Annotated in this window: 21 protein-coding genes; 10 read left to right on the top strand and 11 right to left on the bottom strand. The window is 38.7% G+C overall.

Features of this window, described 5'->3' with window-relative positions:
- The first annotated feature begins 70 nt into the window (after positions 1–70).
- From ACFINC_RS01250 to virB11, 4 genes are read left to right on the top strand one after another with little or no spacing between them, the layout of a single operon-like run.
- Entirely contained in the window at positions 71–769 is a 699-nt protein-coding gene (locus tag ACFINC_RS01250; RefSeq protein WP_375615749.1) for a virB8 family protein, read from the top strand.
- A gap of 13 nt (positions 770–782) precedes the next feature.
- The gene (virB9, locus tag ACFINC_RS01245) at positions 783–1,589 is read left to right on the top strand and encodes a P-type conjugative transfer protein VirB9 (RefSeq protein ID WP_375609048.1); all 807 of its coding nucleotides are present in this window, start codon (positions 783–785) and stop codon (positions 1,587–1,589) included.
- The gene (gene virB10, locus ACFINC_RS01240) at positions 1,589–2,758 is read left to right on the top strand and encodes a type IV secretion system protein VirB10 (protein ID WP_375615759.1); all 1,170 of its coding nucleotides are present in this window, start codon (positions 1,589–1,591) and stop codon (positions 2,756–2,758) included. Before virB9 ends, virB10 begins: the two co-directional genes overlap by 1 nt.
- Positions 2,733–3,794, top strand: coding sequence for a P-type DNA transfer ATPase VirB11 (gene virB11 / locus ACFINC_RS01235; RefSeq protein ID WP_375615748.1), 1,062 nt, complete (start codon positions 2,733–2,735; stop codon positions 3,792–3,794). Before virB10 ends, virB11 begins: the two co-directional genes overlap by 26 nt.
- A gap of 608 nt (positions 3,795–4,402) precedes the next feature.
- Here virB11 and ACFINC_RS01230 read toward each other — a convergent pair.
- The 7 genes from ACFINC_RS01230 to rimM all read right to left on the bottom strand — a co-directional run bounded on the left by ACFINC_RS01230 (position 4,403) and on the right by rimM (position 10,507).
- The gene (locus ACFINC_RS01230; protein ID WP_375615747.1) at positions 4,403–5,182 is read right to left on the bottom strand and encodes a succinate dehydrogenase iron-sulfur subunit; all 780 of its coding nucleotides are present in this window, start codon (positions 5,180–5,182) and stop codon (positions 4,403–4,405) included.
- A 14-nt stretch (positions 5,183–5,196) separates the two neighbouring features.
- Positions 5,197–7,041 carry a succinate dehydrogenase flavoprotein subunit gene (gene sdhA / locus ACFINC_RS01225; protein ID WP_375615746.1) on the bottom strand — a complete coding sequence of 615 codons (1,845 nt, stop codon included), beginning with the start codon at positions 7,039–7,041 and terminating at the stop codon, positions 5,197–5,199.
- Between the two features lie 6 nt (positions 7,042–7,047).
- On the bottom strand, positions 7,048–7,434 hold the full coding sequence (gene sdhD / locus ACFINC_RS01220; RefSeq protein WP_375615745.1) for a succinate dehydrogenase, hydrophobic membrane anchor protein: 387 nt from the start codon (positions 7,432–7,434) through the stop codon (positions 7,048–7,050).
- Between the two features lie 18 nt (positions 7,435–7,452).
- Positions 7,453–7,854: a succinate dehydrogenase, cytochrome b556 subunit gene (gene sdhC, locus ACFINC_RS01215; RefSeq protein ID WP_375615744.1), complete on the bottom strand. Its 402-nt coding sequence runs from the start codon at positions 7,852–7,854 to the stop codon at positions 7,453–7,455.
- Positions 7,855–8,331: 477 nt separating this feature from the next.
- On the bottom strand, positions 8,332–8,772 hold the full coding sequence (rplS, locus tag ACFINC_RS01210) for a 50S ribosomal protein L19 (protein WP_375615743.1): 441 nt from the start codon (positions 8,770–8,772) through the stop codon (positions 8,332–8,334).
- Between the two features lie 212 nt (positions 8,773–8,984).
- Complete coding sequence (gene trmD, locus ACFINC_RS01205) at positions 8,985–9,683, bottom strand: tRNA (guanosine(37)-N1)-methyltransferase TrmD (protein ID WP_375615742.1); 699 nt, start codon at positions 9,681–9,683, stop codon at positions 8,985–8,987.
- A gap of 266 nt (positions 9,684–9,949) precedes the next feature.
- The gene (gene rimM / locus ACFINC_RS01200; protein WP_375615741.1) at positions 9,950–10,507 is read right to left on the bottom strand and encodes a ribosome maturation factor RimM; all 558 of its coding nucleotides are present in this window, start codon (positions 10,505–10,507) and stop codon (positions 9,950–9,952) included.
- 131 nt (positions 10,508–10,638) lie between these two features.
- Between rimM and ACFINC_RS01195 the strand changes: the two genes are divergently transcribed.
- Complete coding sequence (locus ACFINC_RS01195) at positions 10,639–11,460, top strand: SapC family protein (protein WP_375615740.1); 822 nt, start codon at positions 10,639–10,641, stop codon at positions 11,458–11,460.
- Between the two features lie 3 nt (positions 11,461–11,463).
- Positions 11,464–12,432 carry a tyrosine recombinase XerC gene (locus ACFINC_RS01190; protein ID WP_375615739.1) on the top strand — a complete coding sequence of 323 codons (969 nt, stop codon included), beginning with the start codon at positions 11,464–11,466 and terminating at the stop codon, positions 12,430–12,432.
- A 19-nt stretch (positions 12,433–12,451) separates the two neighbouring features.
- Here ACFINC_RS01190 and ACFINC_RS01185 read toward each other — a convergent pair whose 3' ends face one another.
- On the bottom strand, positions 12,452–12,724 hold the full coding sequence (locus tag ACFINC_RS01185; RefSeq protein WP_375606020.1) for a BolA family protein: 273 nt from the start codon (positions 12,722–12,724) through the stop codon (positions 12,452–12,454).
- Between the two features lie 123 nt (positions 12,725–12,847).
- On the opposite strand from ACFINC_RS01185, the gene ACFINC_RS01180 reads away from it, so the two are divergent.
- From ACFINC_RS01180 to cobT, 3 genes are all read left to right on the top strand, one after another.
- Positions 12,848–13,468: a J domain-containing protein gene (locus ACFINC_RS01180; RefSeq protein ID WP_375615738.1), complete on the top strand. Its 621-nt coding sequence runs from the start codon at positions 12,848–12,850 to the stop codon at positions 13,466–13,468.
- A gap of 200 nt (positions 13,469–13,668) precedes the next feature.
- A complete protein-coding gene (cobS, locus tag ACFINC_RS01175) occupies positions 13,669–14,649 on the top strand; it encodes a cobaltochelatase subunit CobS (protein WP_375615737.1) in 981 nt (326 codons plus the stop codon).
- Between the two features lie 15 nt (positions 14,650–14,664).
- Positions 14,665–16,563: a cobaltochelatase subunit CobT gene (cobT, locus tag ACFINC_RS01170; protein ID WP_375615736.1), complete on the top strand. Its 1,899-nt coding sequence runs from the start codon at positions 14,665–14,667 to the stop codon at positions 16,561–16,563.
- A gap of 517 nt (positions 16,564–17,080) precedes the next feature.
- On the opposite strand, the gene ACFINC_RS01165 is transcribed toward cobT, so the two are convergent.
- The 3 genes from ACFINC_RS01165 to rpmB form a co-directional block, all read right to left on the bottom strand.
- On the bottom strand, positions 17,081–17,224 hold the full coding sequence (locus ACFINC_RS01165) for a hypothetical protein (protein WP_375606024.1): 144 nt from the start codon (positions 17,222–17,224) through the stop codon (positions 17,081–17,083).
- A gap of 736 nt (positions 17,225–17,960) precedes the next feature.
- On the bottom strand, positions 17,961–18,644 hold the full coding sequence (locus ACFINC_RS01160) for a VUT family protein (protein WP_375609043.1): 684 nt from the start codon (positions 18,642–18,644) through the stop codon (positions 17,961–17,963).
- A 78-nt stretch (positions 18,645–18,722) separates the two neighbouring features.
- Entirely contained in the window at positions 18,723–19,040 is a 318-nt protein-coding gene (rpmB, locus tag ACFINC_RS01155; protein ID WP_375606026.1) for a 50S ribosomal protein L28, read from the bottom strand.
- 277 nt (positions 19,041–19,317) lie between these two features.
- On the opposite strand from rpmB, the gene ACFINC_RS01150 reads away from it, so the two are divergent.
- Positions 19,318–20,106 (top strand): SURF1 family protein, encoded by a 789-nt coding sequence (locus ACFINC_RS01150; protein ID WP_375615735.1) that lies wholly within the window; start codon positions 19,318–19,320, stop codon positions 20,104–20,106.
- The last annotated feature ends 1,097 nt before the right edge of the window (positions 20,107–21,203 follow it).

Genomic DNA, 21,203 nt, shown 5'->3' with positions numbered 1-21,203 from the left:
AACAACCAAGTGATAGGAACCGCGTACCCATTAATAAAACAATCCCTGCCGAAATCAAGCGAGGAGACAGATGAAAACAAAACAAGCAAAACCAGTGAAAGCCGAACAACTGAGCAGTTATTATGAAGAAAGCCGAGGTTTAGAACGTGATCTCATAAGTGAATTTATAAGATCGCGTAGAACGGCATGGCGTGTAGCAGGTGCTGTTGGTCTTTTGGGCTTATTTGGGATGATATGTGGGGTCGTTGGATTTTCTCAACCAGCCCCCACCCCTTTAGTACTACGCGTTGATAATACAACGGGTGCAGTTGATGTTATCTCGATCATGCGTGAGCATGAAACCAGCTATGGTGAAGTTGTAGACAGATATTGGCTCAATCAATATGTGCTGAACCGTGAAAGTTACGACTACGATACCATTCAACTAAACTATGATACAACAGCACTTTTAAGCGCAGCAGCTGTTCAACAAGAATATTTAAAAATTTATGAAGGAGAAAATGCGCGGGATAAAGTTCTGTCTAACAAAGCACGTATCACTGTTAAAGTACGATCAATCCAACCTAATGGGCTTGGTCAAGCAACTGTACGTTTTACGACCCAACAACATGACAGCACCGGTGCTGCTGGAGCAAAACAACACCAAATCGCAACAATTGGCTACACTTATGTTGGTTCACCTATGAAGTCATCTGATCGATTGCTTAACCCCCTTGGTTTCCAAGTGACAAGTTATCGTTCTGACCCAGAAATACTATTGAATGATTAAGGTATTGATTGTTATGAAAAAACTTGCATTCATTGTTCTATTGTCTTCGTTTTCTTCTCTTTATACGGTGCCTGTGCAAGCACTCAAAAGCCCATCAAATTCACAATATGATCACCGCATTCGCTATATAACATATAACGAAGCTGATGTGGTTCAAATTGAAACAGTTCTTGGTGTGGCAACACATATTATTCTTGAAGAAGGTGAACAGTATATCACCCATGCCTTTGGTGATTCAGAGGCCTATGCCTTTGCGCATAAAGGGAGGCATATTTTTATTAAACCAAAGGCAGAACTTGCCAATACCAATCTCATCGTTGTAACTGACAAACGAAGTTACAAATTCCGGCTACAATTTCGCAATGACCGTGCAGGAGCAACTTATGAATTGGCTTTCCATTATCCCGATTCAAACGATGAAAAATCAGACACAAACAACCAACGCCTTGCAATTGAACGTGGTTTTCATCAAAGCGTAAAAGGTTATAATCTTAGTTACACCATGAGCGGCCACCAAGATATTGCGCCGATAAATGCTTGGGACAATGGGCGTATTACTTACTTTAAGTTTCCCGCTAACATGGATATGCCATCGATTTATGTCGTAGATGCTGAGGGGAATGAAAGCTTAATACCACGCACCGTTGTTGGCAGTTCTAATGATATTATCGCCGTTCATAAAGTCAATCCTAAGTGGCTTATACGACTTGGAAAACGTGCTTTAGCTGTTTTTAATGAAGCCTATGATCCCAATGGTATACCAAATACAACTGGAACAATATCTTCGGTGGTTCATCGCGTCAATAAAGGAGGAAAATGATGTTTGGTAATGAGAAGGGAGAAGGGAAAGGTACAAAACTAGACAATGCAGAGCAACGGCATGTTGAAAGCGTGTATGGAGGGTCAGAACTAGGTTCAGAACATCGTCCAACAATTCCAGGTACCCGTGCATTGTTAATGGTAGGGCTTATTGTCATAGTAGCGGTACCGATTGCTTTGACGTGGAAATCTTTTAAAATGCGTGACACCGTAGAAGTGGAGGAAGAGAAACCACAACAAACAGTACAGCAAATTATACCAAGCTATACCCCCCGAGTTATAGAAGAGCCAAAGTTTGTAGAAGAAGCAGATAAGCCAACACAAACAGAAGACTCAACTTTGGATATTTCACCAGCCTTGAGTAAGCTTCTTCAAACAACCATTCCCCTACATTTGCTTAAAGATTCTGAAGAATTAGCACGCAAACGTATGCTCAGTTCTAGTCTTAACAACGGTGGGAGTGAAGGATCTGCAGAGACAAAAAAAGCATCGAATGATGATGGAAATAATGGCGCATTATTCGACCGTCTCCAACCAGTTCGTTTAGGTCAATCACATGCAGCACAACTTCGTAATCGTGACTTCTTGATTACGCAAGGAACACAAATAGATTGCACATTGGAAACAAAGATCATCACATCACAACCAGGCATGACGACATGTCATCTAACACGTGATATTTACTCCACAAGTGGTCGCGTTGTTTTGCTCGACCGTGGTTCTAAAGTTGTTGGTTTTTACCAAAGTGGCATACAACAAGGACAAACGCGTGTATTTGTGCAATGGTCACGCATTGAAACGCCTTCTGGTGTTGTTGTTAATCTTGACTCACCTGGTACAGGTCCTCTTGGTGAATCAGGTATCGGCGGCTGGGTTGATAGGCACTTTTGGGAACGTTTTGGCAGTGCCATTATGGTGAGTATCATCGGTGATTTAGGAGAATGGGTAAGAAGCAAAATTAATAAAAATAGCAAAGAGAATAAAGAGAATTCACAAACTCAAAATGTTCAATCTCAAGGTGCTCAGAATGCTGAATCGATAGTGACCGATGTTCTTCAAAATTCCATCAATATCGCACCAACACTTTATAAAAACCAAGGCGAACGAGTGAATATCTTTGTTGCTCGTGATCTGGATTTCAGCGATGTCTACAGTCTCGTCACACGTTAACCCAATACAGAAAGATCAAGCCGTTTCTCAGCTTTTGCAACCGCTTGATCATTTTTTAGAAGATCCGCAGATCACTGAATTATCGATCTGCCGCCCCTGTGAAGTATGGACAAAAAGCTTTAAGGGTTGGCAGGTATATAGCGTGCCAGAGTTAACCACTGCTTTTTTGCAAACGCTCATTACAGCTATTATTGTTTATAATGGTATGGCTCCAAAAAGTATTAATTATGTGCTATTGCCTGGTGGACAACGTGGTACAATTATACAAACACCAGCTGTCATTGATGGTGCTCTTTCTTTTGTAATTCGTAAACATTCTCTTGTAGTTAAAACGTTAGAAGAACTCAAAGAAGAAGGAGCATTTGATAATTTTTCTGATGTAAGTTTTAATAAACCTTCTGAAAAAGAAGCAAATAACTTGTTATCGAAGCAGGACTTTACACGGTTGGAGCCATTTGAAGTTCGACTCTTGCAACATAAACGTGAGGGTAAAATTCTTGAATTTTTGGAAGAATGCATCCTTCACAAACGCAATATTATCATCGCAGGCAAGACAGGATCTGGGAAAACAACATTTGCCCGCTCGCTTATTGAAAAGGTTCCTGTAGAAGAGCGTATTATCACAATTGAAGATGTTCATGAGCTTTTCCTCCCCAATCATCCTAATCATGTACATATGATTTATGGTAACAATGTGGGTCGTGTTTCAGCTGAAGAATGCCTAGATGCGTGTATGCGTCAATCGCCGGACCGAATTTTTCTCGCTGAATTACGAGGCAATGAAGCATGGGAATATCTCAATTCACTAAACACGGGTCATCCTGGATCAATTACAACGACGCATGCCAACAGTGCTTTGCAGACATTTGAACGATGTGCTACCTTGATTAAAAGATCTGAAGTTGGCCGCCAACTCGAGTTAGAAATGATAAAGATCGTTCTCTACACAACAGTTGATGTAGTGTTATTCTTTAAAGATAGGCAACTTTCTGAAGTCTTTTACGACCCAATTTTTGCTAAATCAAAAATCGCTTAAGAGGGATTCTTCTCTCGATAGTATTATACAAGACAAAAAAGCCGTAACCAATTAGTTACGGCTTTTTATTTCATCCCCCTCTTCCTTTGCTTCTTCAATGCATTTTCTACACTTTTAATGAATAAAAGAAGAAAAAAATTAAGAGAAAACAACTGTACAAAAAAACAAATCACACATGAGATTCTTTCTCAATTCTCTTAACCTTTGATCATTCTTTTTCTTTTGAAAATGTATATTTGATGTGAAAAAAATGAAGCTTAATTCGCCTATAAAAAGCTGATTGACATAGATACTTTTAATCATCGCAAATAATTATCGTCTTAAGGACAAGAGCTTATCGTTTAAAAGTTCTAAGTTTTATTTTCTTCAAATGATCAATAAATATTTAACCAAATAATCTTCAAATACAGAAAACCTAATACAAGTATACTATCATTCTGATTTAGCATGCATAAATTACATTCCATTCAAGAATAGAAAGATAGGAGCATATCGACTTCTTCCTCAAACGAGGACTCATAAACGACCCATGTGTTTTTAGAGATTTAATCTCTAAAAACACGCACAATTTTCTCCATTGCGCTTTCTTTTGATCAATCAGTCAATTTTCAAAGGCGGCGTTCAACCATGAGTTTTTTAATCTCAGCAATTGCCTTAGCTGGATTTAATCCCTTTGGACAAGTTTGCGCACAATTCATAATCGTATGACAACGATAAAGGCGGAAAGGATCTTCTAAATTATCAAGACGTTCACCACACATTTCATCACGTGAATCCGCAATCCAGCGATAAGCTTGAAGCAAAACAGCGGGGCCCAAATAACGATCACCGTTCCACCAATAACTTGGACATGATGTCTGACAACACGCACACAAAATACACTCATAAAGACCATCGATTTTTTGGCGATCGGAGTAACTTTGTAACCACTCTTTTGCAGGTTCAGGAGAAACTGTTTGCAACCAAGGTTCAATGACTCTGTGTTGTGCATAAAAGCGCTTTAAATCAGGAACCAGATCTTTAACAACCGGCATGGAAGGTAAAGGATAGACTTTAATGGGATGTTTTACATCATCCATACCTTTGGTACAAGCCAATGTATTAGCTCCATCAATATTCATCGCACATGAACCACAGATGCCTTCACGGCAAGATCGACGAAGTGTCAAAGTTGGATCAATATGGTTTTTAATAAACAAAAGCCCATCAAGAATCATTGGACCACAAGCGGAACGATCTACGTAATAGGTATCTAAACGAGGATTTTCCTCATCATCAGGCGACCAACGATAAACGTGAAATTCTGTTAGTTTTTTAGCGCCTTTAGGTTTAGGCCAAACCTTTCCCGGTTTTACTTGAGAGTTTTTGGGAAGCTTAATTTGTACCATAATTCATTCTCCCCCTAATAAACCCGTTTTTTAGGTGCAATGCGCTTTAAATCAATCCCACCATCAGCTTCAGATGTTAACGGGTCCACATGGACAGGTCGATAGGATAACATCACCTTACCCTCTTTTGACAAATGTGAAAGCGTATGTTTACGCCAGTTTTTATCATCACGCTCTGGATAATCTTCACGCGCATGGGCACCACGGCTTTCTAAACGTGCTTCCGCCGAATAAACAGTCATGATTGCATTCGCCATGAGATTTTCAAGCTCTAATGTTTCAACCAAATCAGAATTCCATATCAGAGAACGATCTGTGACTTTGATATCAGACAATTCCTCCCAGATTTTATTCATCCGCTGACATCCTTGTTGCAAAGAATCTTCAGTACGGAAGACAGCCGCATCTTCTTGCATCGTGCGTTGCATTTTTTCACGCAATACCGCTGTTGGTACTGCCCCTTTTGCAAAACGCAAACGATCAAAACGCGCTATAATTTCATCAACAGCGGCTTCATTCAGGGGTGGAATTTCTGCATTCCGATCAATAACTTCACCTGCGCGAAGAGCAGCAGCACGACCAAATACCACAAGATCAATCAATGAATTTGACCCCAAGCGATTAGCACCATGAACAGAAGCACACCCCGCTTCTCCTACTGCCATCAGCCCGGGTTGAATACGATCAGGCGCATCAGCCGTTGGATTGAGAACTTCCCCATAGTAATTTGTAGGAATCCCACCCATGTTATAATGAACTGTTGGCAAGATGGGGATAGGTTCTTTTGTTACATCCACACCTGCAAAGATCCGTGCTGATTCCGAAATCCCCGGTAAACGCTCATGCAAGATTGCAGGATCAATATGATTGAGAACCAAATGAATATGGTCCTTCTTAGGTCCCACGCCACGCCCTTCACGAATTTCAAGAGTGATACAACGCGAAACCAAATCACGTGAAGCCAAATCCTTAAAGGAAGGTGCATAGCGCTCCATAAAGCGTTCACCCTCAGAATTGATTAAATAGCCCCCCTCACCCCGAGCTCCTTCTGTAATTAAGCAACCAGAACCATAAATCCCTGTAGGATGGAATTGCACAAATTCCATATCCTGAAGTGGCAATCCAGCACGTGCGATCATTCCACCACCATCACCCGTACAGGTATGCGCCGATGTCGCGGAAAAATAAGCACGCCCATAACCACCGGTTGCAAGAACAACCATTTTGGCAGAAAAACGGTGTATTGTACCATCATCGAGATTCCATGCTACAACCCCCGTACAAACCCCATCCGTCATGATGAGATCGAGTGCAAAATATTCAATAAAAAATTGCGCGTTATGCTTTAAACTTTGTCCATAAAGCGTATGCAAAATGGCATGTCCTGTACGATCAGCTGCTGCGCAAGTACGCTGAACAGGTGGGCCTTCACCAAATTGTGTCGTATGTCCACCAAAAGGACGTTGATAAATTTTGCCTTCTTGCGTTCGCGAAAAAGGAACGCCATAATGTTCTAATTCGTAGACAGCAGCAGGTGCATTACGCACCAAATACTCCATTGCATCGGTATCACCCAACCAATCAGAACCTTTCACGGTATCATATAAATGCCACTGCCAATTATCAGGTCCCATATTTGAAAGTGATGCAGCAATACCCCCTTGTGCTGCAACCGTATGTGAACGCGTTGGAAAAACCTTCGTGATACAAGCTGTTTTTAATCCCTGCTCTGCCATACCAAGTGTTGCACGTAATCCTGCACCGCCTGCCCCAACAACAACAACATCAAATTTATGATCTACAGTGCGATAAGGGGCGTTACCTGCTTTAGTGCCCAGAGATGATCTTGTACCCGCCATATGTGTTTAACCCCCTAATGCGATTTTCAAAAGAGAAAAAATAATGACACCACCTATGAGAAAACAAAATAAAATATTTAATGCTAAAAAGAATATCCGGAAACCTTCACGTGGAATGTAATCTTCAATCACCACCTGCATACCAAGTTTCATATGATAAAGAACTGAAAAAGTCATCAATCCCATCAAAATAGCAACAATAGGGTGTGCAAGCCGTTCACGGACAATACTATAGTCTTTGCCTACAAGCGAAAGAATAAGAACAATAAAAAATATCAAAAGCGGTAGATTGATAACCCCTGTCAAACGCTGTAGCCAAAAATGCTCTGTTCCTTCATGAGCACTTCCATGCCCCCGTACTTTTCCAAGTTCCGTTCGAAAATCTTTTTTCATCTCTCTTTTCACCCCCAGCTAAACAATGCTATATCCAATAATCCAAATTATAAAAGTAATAATAAGAGAAATAAACACTGTTACCCAAGCAGTAACTGTTGCCTTTTCTTTTGCTAGGAGGCAAGGCATCGCATCCCACACAATGTGGCGAACACCACCAACCATGTGATGAACCCCTGCCAAAGTATAAAGAAACAAGATACACAATCCAAACCAAGAACTATAAATCTCATGAACTGTTTTGAATGCCTCCTCCCCACATGCAATAGCAACTAACCAAACAGCAAGAAAGACCATTCCAACATAAAGAGCCATACCTGTAACGCGATGCGCAATAGACATGGCCATAGTAATTGTCCAACGATAAATACTTATATGAGGGGAACGAGGGCGCTCTTTTATCCTAGTTGTCTCTGTCATAAAATATCCTGACCTGGTTTTTACTGCAACCGTAACGAACGAGAAAGCTCGCATAAAACGACTAAATATATTATCTCGCTTTTACTTGTTTGGCATCTCAAATACCAATATTACAGGTCGGTTGTCTCAAATAACGGATTAAAGGTCACGCATAAAAAAAACCGATTACTCAACGGATATACTCCGCAAAACTTGCCTTAATCTAATACAATTTTATCTTCACGTCAAAGGTCTAACATCTTTTCTCAAATATAAACAGACATTTTTTCAAACTATCATTGTACTCTTGAGTATTCACGATATGTACAATGATATTCTAAATTTGATCCATTATTTAAGAATAAAAAAGACAAAAAATTTGATAGATTAAACATTTTCATGTCTCTTCACAGCCTTTTAAATGACAAAACGAATCACGAAAGACACAAATAAGCGGCATAAAAGCCGCTTTTGCATAAAGTTTAGCCGATATAATCTTTACTCAGCAACTTTCTTTTCAACATCTGTGCTTACGAGTGTTGCTTCTACTTTCTCAACAACCTTTTCAGCTTTTTTCCGATAATCTCTCTTTTCAGCGATACGCGCAGCTTTACCTCTCAAACCACGAAGATAATAAAGTTTTGCACGACGCACTTTACCACGGCGCACAAGCTCAACACCTTCAATCAAAGGAGAATAAACAGGAAATACCCGTTCCACTCCTTCACCGTAAGAAATCTTGCGTACTGTAAAGGTTTCATTCAACCCACCACCTGAACGTGCAATACAAACACCTTCATATGCCTGAACACGTGTCCGTGTACCTTCCGTCACACGCACCATAACACGAACTGTATCTCCTGGCTGAAAGGCTGGAAATTTGCGCTTTTCTTCAATTTTTGCACATTGTTCAGCTTCAAGCTGTGCGATAATATTCATTTCTTCTATCCTTCATGTTCTTTATCGAACAGTCAGAGCGCTCAACTCTTACCTAAAAAACCTTTAATTAAAGAAAAGGAGCTCTTTAGGTTATGCCTTACAACAGGAGCGAATACACCATTCCTTCATTTTAATTTTGGAACTACAGAAAACCTTTTATAAAAAAACTCTCTAAAAAGAGAGCCATGCAATACACCACCTTATCATATGAATCAAGTTTTCTGATGTTTTTTATCATAACGCGCATAAAGATCAGGACGACGTTGACGTGTTAGCAATTCGGCTTGGCTTTGACGCCAATCTGCAATCGCCTTGTGATGACCTGAGATCAACACAGGCGGAATCCCCCGTCCTTCGAAAAGAGAAGGGCGGGTATATTGCGGATGTTCTAGCAAACCATTTTCAAAACTTTCACACTTTGCAGAAGCTTCATTTCCCATCACTCCGGGGAGAAGGCGTATAATAGCATCTAAGATAACCAGTGCAGCTGCCTCACCCCCTGAAAGGATATAATCACCAATAGAGACTTCTTCTAATTCCCGTGCTTCTATAATCCGCTCATCAACACCTTCAAAACGTCCACAAACCAACGTTACGCCCGAATCACGAGCCAAGCTACGCGCATAAGCTTGATCAAAAGGGCGCCCACGTGGACTCATCAATAATCTTGGCGAATCCTGTGGATAACTATCAAGTGCAGCCGCTAATACATCTGCCCGCATCACCATACCAGCCCCCCCACCAGCTGGTGTATCATCAACGCTATGGTGTTTATCCAAAGCAAAATCCCTAATCTGCACAGTCTCCAGTGACCAAATCCCACGCTCTAAAGCTTGCCCTGCTAAAGAATACCCTAAAAAACCAGGAAACATTTCAGGATAAAGGGTTAAAACGCGCGCCTGAAACTTCATTTTTATTTTTTCATCCTCATTTTCTTAAACATACTCTTATAGAAAAAAGAGCACAAACCAAACCTTATAACGCTATAGCGTTAATCTAGATCTCCTCTATCTTCGCCATATTTAATATTATCCCTCTCTTCAATATTTTCACTTTAAAATAAGACCTTTACTTTCAAATTGCCTCTAAGAATCCAAAAAACTTTTAGAAATCAAAATACCCCTCCTGCTTGGATCACTTGCATTATTAGCATTTTCTCTTTTTGATTTTTTTAGATTCAAGCCATTTCCTTTTTATCATTTTCTCCTCTATCGCTAAAACCAGCTGCCATGGGATCAACAACAAGAAAACCAGAATCCATACAAATTTCTGGTACCGCCGCCTTACTAAAGGGAATAAGAACTCTTTTACCCGTATTCAAACGTATTTCAAGCAAATCACCAGCCCCGAAATTAAAAAAACCACATACCTCACCTAAGATTTTTCCCCCACAATCTTGGACACACAAACCCATTAAATCGACTTGATAAAACTCATCCTCCATCAAATCATCAATTAATTGATCACGCATCACATAAAGGCGAATACCGTTTAAAGACTCAGCAGTATTACGATTTTCTACCCCTTTAAAACGTACAATCGCCTTATTTTTTTGCATGCGAAGAGTTATAATTTCATAAGAACGCCCCATATCATCATAAAGAGTACCATAAGACTTGAAACGCTGGGGGTCAGCACTTAAAATTCTAACAAAAACATCCCCTTTTATACCATGAGGCGTACCAATAATGGCAAGATAGACTTTATTTTTAAGCTTTTCTTTATTATACTTCATGCAAAAATATTATCTCTCAAAAATGAGCCCTTCAATCTTATAGTTTTCTATTCAATCTTGTTGCCATATGAGACAATCTTCCAAAAAGACCTTTCTTGGTGACAAAAACAAATTAATAAAGGAGAAGTCTTATGGCAAATATTATGCTATTTTACAAAGATATTACCCCAATCAACAAAGTTTCCCATAAAAATCTAAAATTTGCTCCTCCAAGTGATATGTCTTTTGCCAAAGATACGCACTGGGTTCCTTTGGCAAGTACTGAGTATTTTCAAGCAGCACTGGACTATCCTATTTTATTTATGTGCGCCGAAGATGAACAAAAAAAACGGCACTATACATCTGCTGCTCTTGTAGGACTTTCTAACGACGAAAATGACTACATTACCTCTGATAAAAGTTGGAAAACCGATACTTATGTTCCCGCCTTTGTCCGCCGCTACCCTTTTGTTTTGGCACAAATTAGCAATGAAAAAGAACTTTCTGTTTGTTTTGATCAACAGTCAGGTATGTTTAATGAAGTTGCAGGAACAGAACTTTTTAATTCCGATGGCTCTATTTCTCCTTTTATGGAAGAACGTATTCGTTTTCTTGAAAGTTTTAAAATCGCTATGGAGAAAACCTCTGAGTTTATTGATGCCCTTGTGGAAATGGATCTTCTAAGTCAAAAATCAATCAATGTGAAAAACGATAAAGGTCTTTCAGCGCAATTGGAACATTTTTGGGTTGTTGATGAAGAAAAATTGAATAAGCTATCAGCAAGCCAACTTGCCAAACTTCATAAAAATGGCTTTTTAGGATTAATTTTTGCGCACTTGATGTCAACACACAACCTTTTAAAAATACTCTCTCTCAAAGGTGAAAAACAACTTATCAATCGTGAAGATCAATCCCACAGCAAAAATGGTCATTCTAACGACGAAAAATCTAAAAAGAAAGAAACCCTCAACTAGATAATGCCCATCAAAAACGACAAGAGAAAAGATGAAAATATTCCTCTCATTCCAGCAGACCATGCAGTTTTAAACGCAAGGAAAAACTGGTTAGAGTGTCTCATACAAACACGTCGTCTATCCGCACAAACAGCGCAAGCTTATGAACGTGATACACGGCAATTTTTATCTTTTCTCTGTCAACACTTAAGCCATACACCAACCCTTACAGATCTTGCTAATTTACGCGTTAGTGACTTGCGTGCTTATCTTGCTTATCGGCGAACAAATAATGTAAGTGCGCGCTCTTTAAGCCGAGGGGTGGCAGGCATCCGTTCTTTTTTCAAATACTTATCACGTGAAGGAATCGTCAATGTTCCCGCGGCTCAACTTATCCGAAGCCCCAAACACCCCAAATCGCTCCCAAAACCTTTAGCGATAAAATCAGCACTCCACATAGTCAAACAAGAAAATCAACTGGAAAATGAACCTTGGATTACCGCTCGTAATGCTGCTGTCCTCATACTTCTTTATGGCTGTGGAATGCGAATATCAGAAGCCTTAAGCCTCACACCAGAACAATTTTCTGATCCTGAAAAAACAAGTTTATTTATAACGGGAAAAGGGGGAAAAACACGCCTTGTTCCCCTCATAAAAATTGTTTACGAAGCCGTACAAAATTATCTTCAATGTTGCCCACATCCTTTAATAGACAACCAACCCATGTTTCGTGGTGCGCGGGGTGGTCCCCTACAGCCTGCCATTATTCAGAAAGCTGTCCGTAATTTACGTGCAAGTCTTGGTTTACCAGAAACTGCCACGCCTCATACACTACGCCATTCTTTTGCCACTCATCTTTTATCAAGGGGGGGAGATTTGCGCACAATTCAAGAACTTCTTGGGCATGCTAGCCTTTCCACCACACAAACCTATACCCATGTCGATACAGATCATTTGTTAGAAATTTATCAAAAGGCACATCCTCGTTCTTAACGGCTTCTCATCAAAAAAATCAAAGAGTTTCAACCTCAAGTGCCAAAGCGTGAACACAAGTAGCAAGCTCTTCTTTTAAAACTTGATAAATCGCTCGATGTATTTCTACACGCGTCATATTGGAAAAAGAAGAAGATAAAATTTTCACCCGAAAATGTGTTTCTCCTTTACCATCAAAAGCATGTTCATCATGAGGATGTCCCTCATGAAGATGACTTTCGTTAATCACTTCCAGTTTCTGCGGATGAAAAGCATCCTGAAGCTTTCTGTTGATGATTGTTTCTATAGACATTTTTCATTCCTCAAACAAAATGAACGTGCAAAAATACACTTTTTCATAATAGAATAAGTGTGAAAACAAATTTTTCAAAAGTCAATTCTTGTAAAATTGATCAATTTTGCATAAACCAAGAATATGACAATAACATCTAAATTATTCGATTCAATTCGCATAAGCTCAAATAAAAAACAAAAAGCTGAGCCAGAAGCACAACAGTGTCAGTGGGAAGGTTGTGAAAAAACAGGGACTCATAAAGCACCGGCAGGACGAAATCACGAAGGGCAATATCTATATTTTTGTATTGAACACGTACGCGCTTATAATAAAAATTTTAATTACTTCTCTGGTCTTAGCAATAAAGATATCGCAAAATTCCAAAAGGATGCTCTTACAGGGCATCGACCAACATGGCCTACAGATCTGAGCAATAGTACATTGAAAAAAACAGCCGCTAATTATGCAAAGATTCGCTCTGGAACAGCTGCCTATCAAAATCGTATGCGCGATCCTTTTACGCTTTTTACTGAGCGGCATTCAAAAAATAATTTCTCACGGAAATTAAAACCCTTAGAGGCGAAAGCTTTTGATACACTGGGACTACAAGCAAACGCTTCAGCAGAAGATATCAAAATGAAATATAAAGAGTTGGTAAAAAAACACCATCCCGATTCCAATGGTGGTAACCGTGCTTCAGAAGAGCGCTTTCGCGATGTTTTACATGCTTATAATTTGCTAAAAAAATCTGGTTTGTGCTAAAAACACGCGCTTATATGAACCCATTCTCATTTAGACTATGATGATTTGCACAAAATATTATTTTTTGTAAAACGTTATAGAACAGTAAGCAAGATCTTTCTGCAACTCTAAAGCTCTCGTTATAGAGCATTGCATAAATGCTTTAACTCTTGTATCGTTTTCTAATGAATAAATAGCGTCCTTTCCCTTCCAGAAACACAATGACAAATCTTACCGTTGAAAATTTGCCCGATATTACACTTTGCGCTCGTGATCTGTTTCACATTGAAACAGATATGAAAATCCCCGCTTTTAGCACAAAAAGCCCCCATGTCCCTGATATCGATCCCGATTATCTTTTTGATCAGCAAACAACTTTAGCGATTCTCGCAGGTTTTACCTTTAACCGTCGTGTAATGGTTTCCGGCTATCACGGTACAGGGAAATCAACGCATATTGAACAAGTTGCTGCCCGTCTTAACTGGCCTTGTCTTCGCATTAATCTTGACAGTCACGTAAGTCGTATCGATCTTGTAGGAAAAGACGCTATCGTTTTAAAAGATGGCTTACAAATCACTGAATTTAAAGAGGGCATTTTGCCCTGGGCTTATCAAAATAATGTTGCTCTTGTTTTCGACGAATATGATGCGGGGCGTCCCGATGTTATGTTTGTCATTCAACGCGTTCTTGAAACTTCTGGAAAACTAAGCTTACTTGATCAAAGCCGTGTCATCTCTCCACATCCAGCGTTTCGTCTTTTTGCAACAGCAAATACCATTGGTCTTGGCGATACAACCGGTCTTTATCATGGTACCCAACAAATTAATCAAGCTCAAATGGACCGCTGGTCTATTGTTGCGATACTCAATTATTTACCCCATGATAAAGAGGTTGATATCATTTGTTCAAAGGTCAAATCTTTTCAAACGACTGAAAGAAAAAAGATAATTTCACAAATGGTTCATGTTGCTGATATGGTACGCCAATCTTTTATCAATGGAGATCTTTCAACTGTCATGAGTCCACGTACCGTCATTACTTGGGCAGAAAATACAACAATTTTTCAAGATGTCGGCTTTGCCTTCCGATTAACCTTTCTCAATAAATGTGATGAACTCGAACGTGCCACTGTTGCAGAATTTTATCAACGCGCCTTTGGACAAGAGCTTCCCGAATCATTCATGCAGGGCGTCTTGTCTTAAAGGAGTATGTCAATCATGGCTATCGACTTTAACGACAAAAGCAAGAATCTGACAAATAACGCTTCACCCAAAATTCTTAATAATGAAACTTTTAAGAGAGCTCTTTCCACCTGTATGCGTGCAATTGCTGGAACATCTCACCTAGAAGTTTCCTTTAGTTCCAACAGACCCTCTTTGAGCGAAAGTTGTGCACGTTTACCAGAATTACCTCAATACGCAACGAATAAAGACATCACCATTACCCGCGGATTAGGTGATTCCATGGCTCTACGCAAAGCATGGCATGATAACCGCATTCACATGCAATTTGCTCCACTAGAATCAGAAGCACGTGCTGTCTTTGATGCTCTCGAACAAACACGTGTTGAAGCAATTGGCACGTTAACCATGGAGGGGCTTGCAAAAAACCTTGATGTCATGCTCGCCGATAAATACAAAAGAGCCCATTATCATAAGATTAGCAACCAAAGTGAGGCTCCCATCCAAGAAGCGATTGCACTTTTATTGCGTGAAAAAGTAACAAAGCGCCCTGCCCCAAAAGAAGCAGGCCCTGTTTTAGAATTGTGGCGTCAAGAACTCGAACAAAAAGCCGCAGCAGAGCTTAATGAACTTACACATCATATTTACAACCAACAGACTTTTGCACAGATTGTTCGCCAAATGCTTGTTACACTCAAAATGACAGTACAACAAGCTGAAGCTTCTAACAGTGAAAACAATAAAAAATTAAAAAACGAATATGAACCTCAAGACCAAGCAGAAGAAGAGAGTAAAAACAAAAAACACGCTCAAAGTGAAGAACAAACCAGCACTGAACAAGAAAGTGATGTGCAAGACGACGGAAAAACACAAGCGACACAATCAAACAACAATGATCAAGCTGACGGCGAGCAAAAAAATGGACCTTGGCAAGAAAAGCCGCACAAACCCAAACACCTTTTTTCTGATTCGGAACAAATGGAAAGACTTGGCAATTATCAAATATTCACCCGTCAATTTGATGAAATTTTGGAAGCAACAGATTTTTGTTCTGAAAACGAGTTAGATCACTTACGCCGTTATCTTGATAAGCAAATCAATCATCTCCAAAACATCGTTGGGCGTTTAGCAAACCGTCTCCAGCGCCGCTTGATGGCGCAACAAAATCGCAACTGGAACTTTGACCTTGAAGAAGGATATCTTGATACAGCACGGCTTCCACGTCTAATTATTGACCCCATGCAACCCCTTTCTTTTAAAATGGAAAGTAATACCCAATTTCGGGATACAGTTGTTTCACTTCTCATTGATAATTCTGGCTCAATGCGCGGACGCCCCATTAGCGTTGCTGCAAGTTGTGCCGATATTTTGGCACAAACTCTTGAACGTTGTGGTGTCAAAGTTGAAATTTTAGGTTTTACCACTAAAACTTGGAAAGGAGGAAAATCACGCGAACAATGGCTTAACCAAAACAAACCCCATAATCCTGGACGTCTTAATGATTTATGCCATATCATCTATAAAAGTGCTGATACCCCATGGCGTCGAGCGCGACGCAATTTAGGTTTGATGATGCAAGAAGGATTATTAAAAGAAAATATTGATGGAGAAGCTTTGATTTGGGCGCATCAACGCCTTTTATTACGGCGTGAACAACGTCGCATTCTTATGGTCATTTCTGATGGTGCTCCTGTTGACGATTCGACACTATCGGTCAACTCCAGCAATTATCTAGAAAAACATTTACGCGCAGTGATTCAAGAAATCCAAACCCATTCCCCCATCGAACTCATCGCCATTGGAATTGGTCATGACGTCACACGTTATTATCAACGTGCTGTAACAATTATGAATGCTGAAGAACTTGCCGACGCGATAACAAAACAATTAGAAGTACTTTTTAGTGATAAAAGTCCTCATAGTTATAAGAAATAAGCCTTCCTTGAATCAACAACGATTACATTTTAAAAAATTATTTCTATCATTAAACCATCGGAATTTGATGGCTAAAAACCTGAGAAGATAATCCCACAAATTGAATATAAAACTTTAAGGAAGGCTTCTACTTTACTAGATGCATTATGAATTCTAAAAGAAATGCTCTAACCATCTTCAAAAATTATAATGAGTTTGCTTTTACTTTCCGGTTTTATTGCAACGGATAAGTTTTACTTGGAATTCTCCATTTACGACCGTATCCTAGAGTACCTTTCAAATTAAAAGACTGAATAATCACCCGTTTTTGTCTCGATCTTGTGTTATTTCCCTATATTTTAGATATTGAAAGACACGTAGACAAAACAATATCTCTACTAAACATGCCTCTAAAATGTTGCTCTCACAGAAAATATAATACTTAACCTTTCATCTTCAGTAAAACGAGAAGATAAAATTCGTATTTATGATACAGACAAGAAGAATAATCCAAAGAGGCTGTTTTAAACACTAAGAATTATTTTATAAAAGAATCAGCATAAATGGATTCATAGCGATTTTTCGGCAAAATTGCTAAAAGCAAACGACAAGCCAAACTGACACTCCATAACCATTCCAAAACAGTACTCTCCACAAGTGAATGATCAACATAAGCTCCCATCTCATTAATAAAAGCAAAAACCTTTACTCACATAAAATATAAGAAAAAACACGAAAAAAAGAATATTGCTTCATTCACGAAAAAGAACACACCGTTATATAGTGTATTCGCACGCGCCTACTCGAAGAAACATTTCACCTTGAAGCCGATTTCACGACAGTACCCATATATAGCATAATGTAGAATTCGGAATCATCCTTTACGCTTTACAAGCAAAAAGCCAACAGCAGAAACCTATTTTCAAGCTTCCAATATTTTAAGGTCAATCAGTATACTTCCAGCGTCTAATATTGCACTTTTATTGCATTAAAGCTCTTCATAAGAAGTATTTCCTTTTCAAATGGCGTTGTCTCCACGCCAATTTCTCTTGTAACATAGACAAATAAATAATTTTTATTCACTCAATAATAAAAGTATTTAAAACGCGTAAAAGTTTATGATATTGGACTTTTTCACTCAAATGAAAAACATAATTATCATTTTTTTTCACCTTAAACCGCTCATAAGAAGTATATTTAGCCCCTTCTCAAACAATTTTATTCACATTGCCTTCTTGTGAGATACAAACAAATGACTCTATTTCTTCCTCACAAGAGAATTTTGAAAGAAGAAAAGTGTTTTGTGTTAGAGTTCTTACTTAAGTTGGTAAATGATAAAGTATCATTATAAATAACGTGCCATACTAAACATAGCGTACAATTTTTTTGGCTTCAGGAAAACAAAAAGACAAAGACTATTATTTGTTACAAACAAAAGAGGAAGCATCCTTTGAATGCCCTCGATAAAGAGGAAGCTTTATAATGTTAAGAATTGTCCCATAAGGAATCAACATAAACAGACTCATAACAATTTTTACCGAAAAATCACCAAAAGCAAGTGAGAGCCAAACTGGCATGCCTATTCCTCCCAAAACAGTACTTTCCACCAGAGAACTATCAGCATAGCCTGTTATCCTATCAAGAACGGCAAAAAAGCTAGAAAAAGCAAGAGAAAAAAACAGCACTGTATCCAAAGCCGAACCAACCAATGCTGCTGCTAAAGGCGCTTTCCACCATGTTTTACGTCGCAACGGAGTAAAAACAATAATATCAAGGAGTTGCCCAAATAAAAAAGCCAGACTAGAGGCAATTGCAAGCCGTGGGGTCGCCAATACCCAAGAAACAAAGACACCCGCAAAAAAACCAGCATAAACCACACGCCGCGCAGCAGATGGACCATAAAAACGATTGGTCAAATCATTAATCAGAAAAGCAAATGGATAGGTAAAAGCCCCATAAGTCAACAGCTCATTCAAATCAAACCAGTAGACAGGATATTGAACAAAAATATTAGAAGCAGTGACAGCAAGGCACATTGCTAAAATAGAAAAAACAATATACCTTTTCTTTTGCTGTTCTAATAAAGGACCGCTTGAAGACATTTTTTTTAACCTGGGGTATGGAACCAAACAAAGTAGAGCGATCAAAAAGAAAAAAGCCGGAAACAATGACGCTAAAAATTACGCTGCTTGCTCAGCTTTTTTCTCACCTTCTTGCTCAGATTTCTTCTTAATGATTTGGCGCTTTAACAAACGCGCACGTTGCGATAACTCTTTATCGTCTGCTTTCATTAAAAAAACATCAAGACCACCACGGTGCTCAACAGAACGCAACGCACTTGCAGAAATGCGCAAGCGATAACTTTGCTGTAACACTTCTGAAATCAATGTCACATTGCAAAGATTTGGTAAAAAACGACGCCGAGTCTTATTATTTGCATGGCTAACATTATTACCATACAGAACCGTCTTCCCTGTCAATTCACATGCACGAGACATAAACTTCACCCTTAAAACTCTAAGAAACTTTCAAATCCCTATACCCAAAGGATAGAATGAACGTAAAGCACGCACAACACTACCTCGAACGGGCACCATTGGGAAGTTTCTTTCTAATAGGGGGTCGACAACAAAAGGTCAAGTCTTTTATAAAACCTTTTTCATCTCTTATGGGAGCATTTTTCATCTTTTTCTGCAATAAGGCGTACAAAATGTTTTTTTTAAAGTCGCACCATGTTAGAATGAAAGCCTATTGTCCTGAAAGGAAATAGAAATCATGAGTAAACAAGCGTCCCCCATGACAAAGCTTCAGGACAATCCCAACCGTTTTTCTTCTTTTTTGTTTGGAACTTTATGTGTTTGTTTTTTTCTTCTCTTCAGCGCATTAGGTATATGGCAAATACAACGGTTAAACTGGAAAACAAATCTTATCACCAGTGCCAATCAGCGCGTTCACTTGCCCCCCATAAAAGCCCCTCCCAAAAATCAATGGGCAGATGTTACTTTTGAAAAATATGAATATCAACCTGTTGTTATCACGGGAAAATTTTTAACAGATAAAAATATTTTGGTCACGGCTACCGCTCAAAATACTACGGGATATTGGGTTTTGACTCCTTTACAAACCACTAATGACAATACATTGACCTTTATCAACCGTGGTTTTATCCCCATGGATGAACGTAACAATTTTCAAAACTCAGAGCAATTGGATACAAATGCCTCATCTCAGCAACATTCTACCACGGACACAGAACAAACAACGATCATAGGTTTATTACGCATGAGTGAAAAAAATGGATTTTTTCCACGCAAAAATAATCCTGACAAAAATTTATGGTATACGCGCGATCTCCCCGCTATGGCACAAAAACTTGGTTTGTCTACTGTTGCCCCTTATTTCATTGATGCCGGGAAAAAAACAACCCCACAAGCAAACCTTCCCGTTGCTGGTCTTACGATTGTACATTTTCGAAACAATCATCTCGTTTATGCAATCACGTGGTTTATTTTAGCCGCTGGGATGTTAGGAGCTTTTCTTTTTCTGCTAAGGCAAAAAAACTAAAAAATTAAAAGTAAAATACCCATCCCCCAATATAGTCTCATTAATATGCTTCATAATAGAACATATCTTAACGCTGTTGTATTAAACACACCATAAAATCTGTTTTTTCAAGAAATAATAGTTTGATAATCCTATCATTTTATAACTAAAAAAGACTTCAGATATCGTAAGACTCTTTCACTTCAAATCTTCTTATGCTGAAGCAATCAAAATCATTCTCTTGGCTCCCCACAAGCAAAGATAACCGCACGGATAAAATTATTGAAAATAAATACCTCTTCCATCTCAAGGACCAAGAGTTGTTAAAATATTGAGAACCGATCAAGAATTAAGAATACCGACTTGCGCTTTTATTTAGTAAAAATCATAGGCATACAATGAATCTGTTATCCTATTCACGAAGAATTTACACGATACTCTTCAAAAGACCATCATAAAATAGGGAGTGATTCATTAAAAAATGTCTCTTTAAAATACACACACGTGAATTGGCACCATAATAGTATTTTATTGTGCACGAAAATCGTGACCTCATTAAAGAAGCAATGCACAAAAATGTGAAGCAATGCATTATCCCCATTCTAAAAAACCACTCTAAAAAAACATTGTTATAAGCGCTTTTGAAAAAACTAACGCACAATTTAAAAATAACAGGCAAGATGGGCACTCATTTCTATTATATTTTTGCCTTATTTGATTGTTTGCCGTTTCAGAGATTACTCAAATTTATATACGTAATCCTCTGGCCTGCATCGAACATACAAAATCATAGAGCAGAGAACGTATGGAAGCGTTTTTTATTTCAAACCTGCTGCTTCATGAAGATGAGATGTTGCGTTACAAGAAACAAAAGCTTTATGAGACATAACATACTATAAATTCACCAATATACCCGCAATGGATTGGAGAAATATGCTAAATTTTAAGATAATTAATAACAACAACAATAATATACTTAGCTTTGCGTTTATTTATTTTAGTAAGCACTCGTACATATTCTTTTTTTCTTTGCACCATATTCATAAAGATCAGCTTAACAATAATCTATGGACAATCTTTGGCGAGGAAACATAAGAAGAAACCCGACACAACAACAA

This window comes from Bartonella sp. AP58NXGY, from assembly GCF_042195785.1.
Lineage (GTDB): Bacteria > Pseudomonadota > Alphaproteobacteria > Rhizobiales > Rhizobiaceae > Bartonella.
The sequence above is the reverse complement of the archived record's forward strand: the minus strand, read 5'-3'. Positions and strand labels throughout refer to the sequence as shown.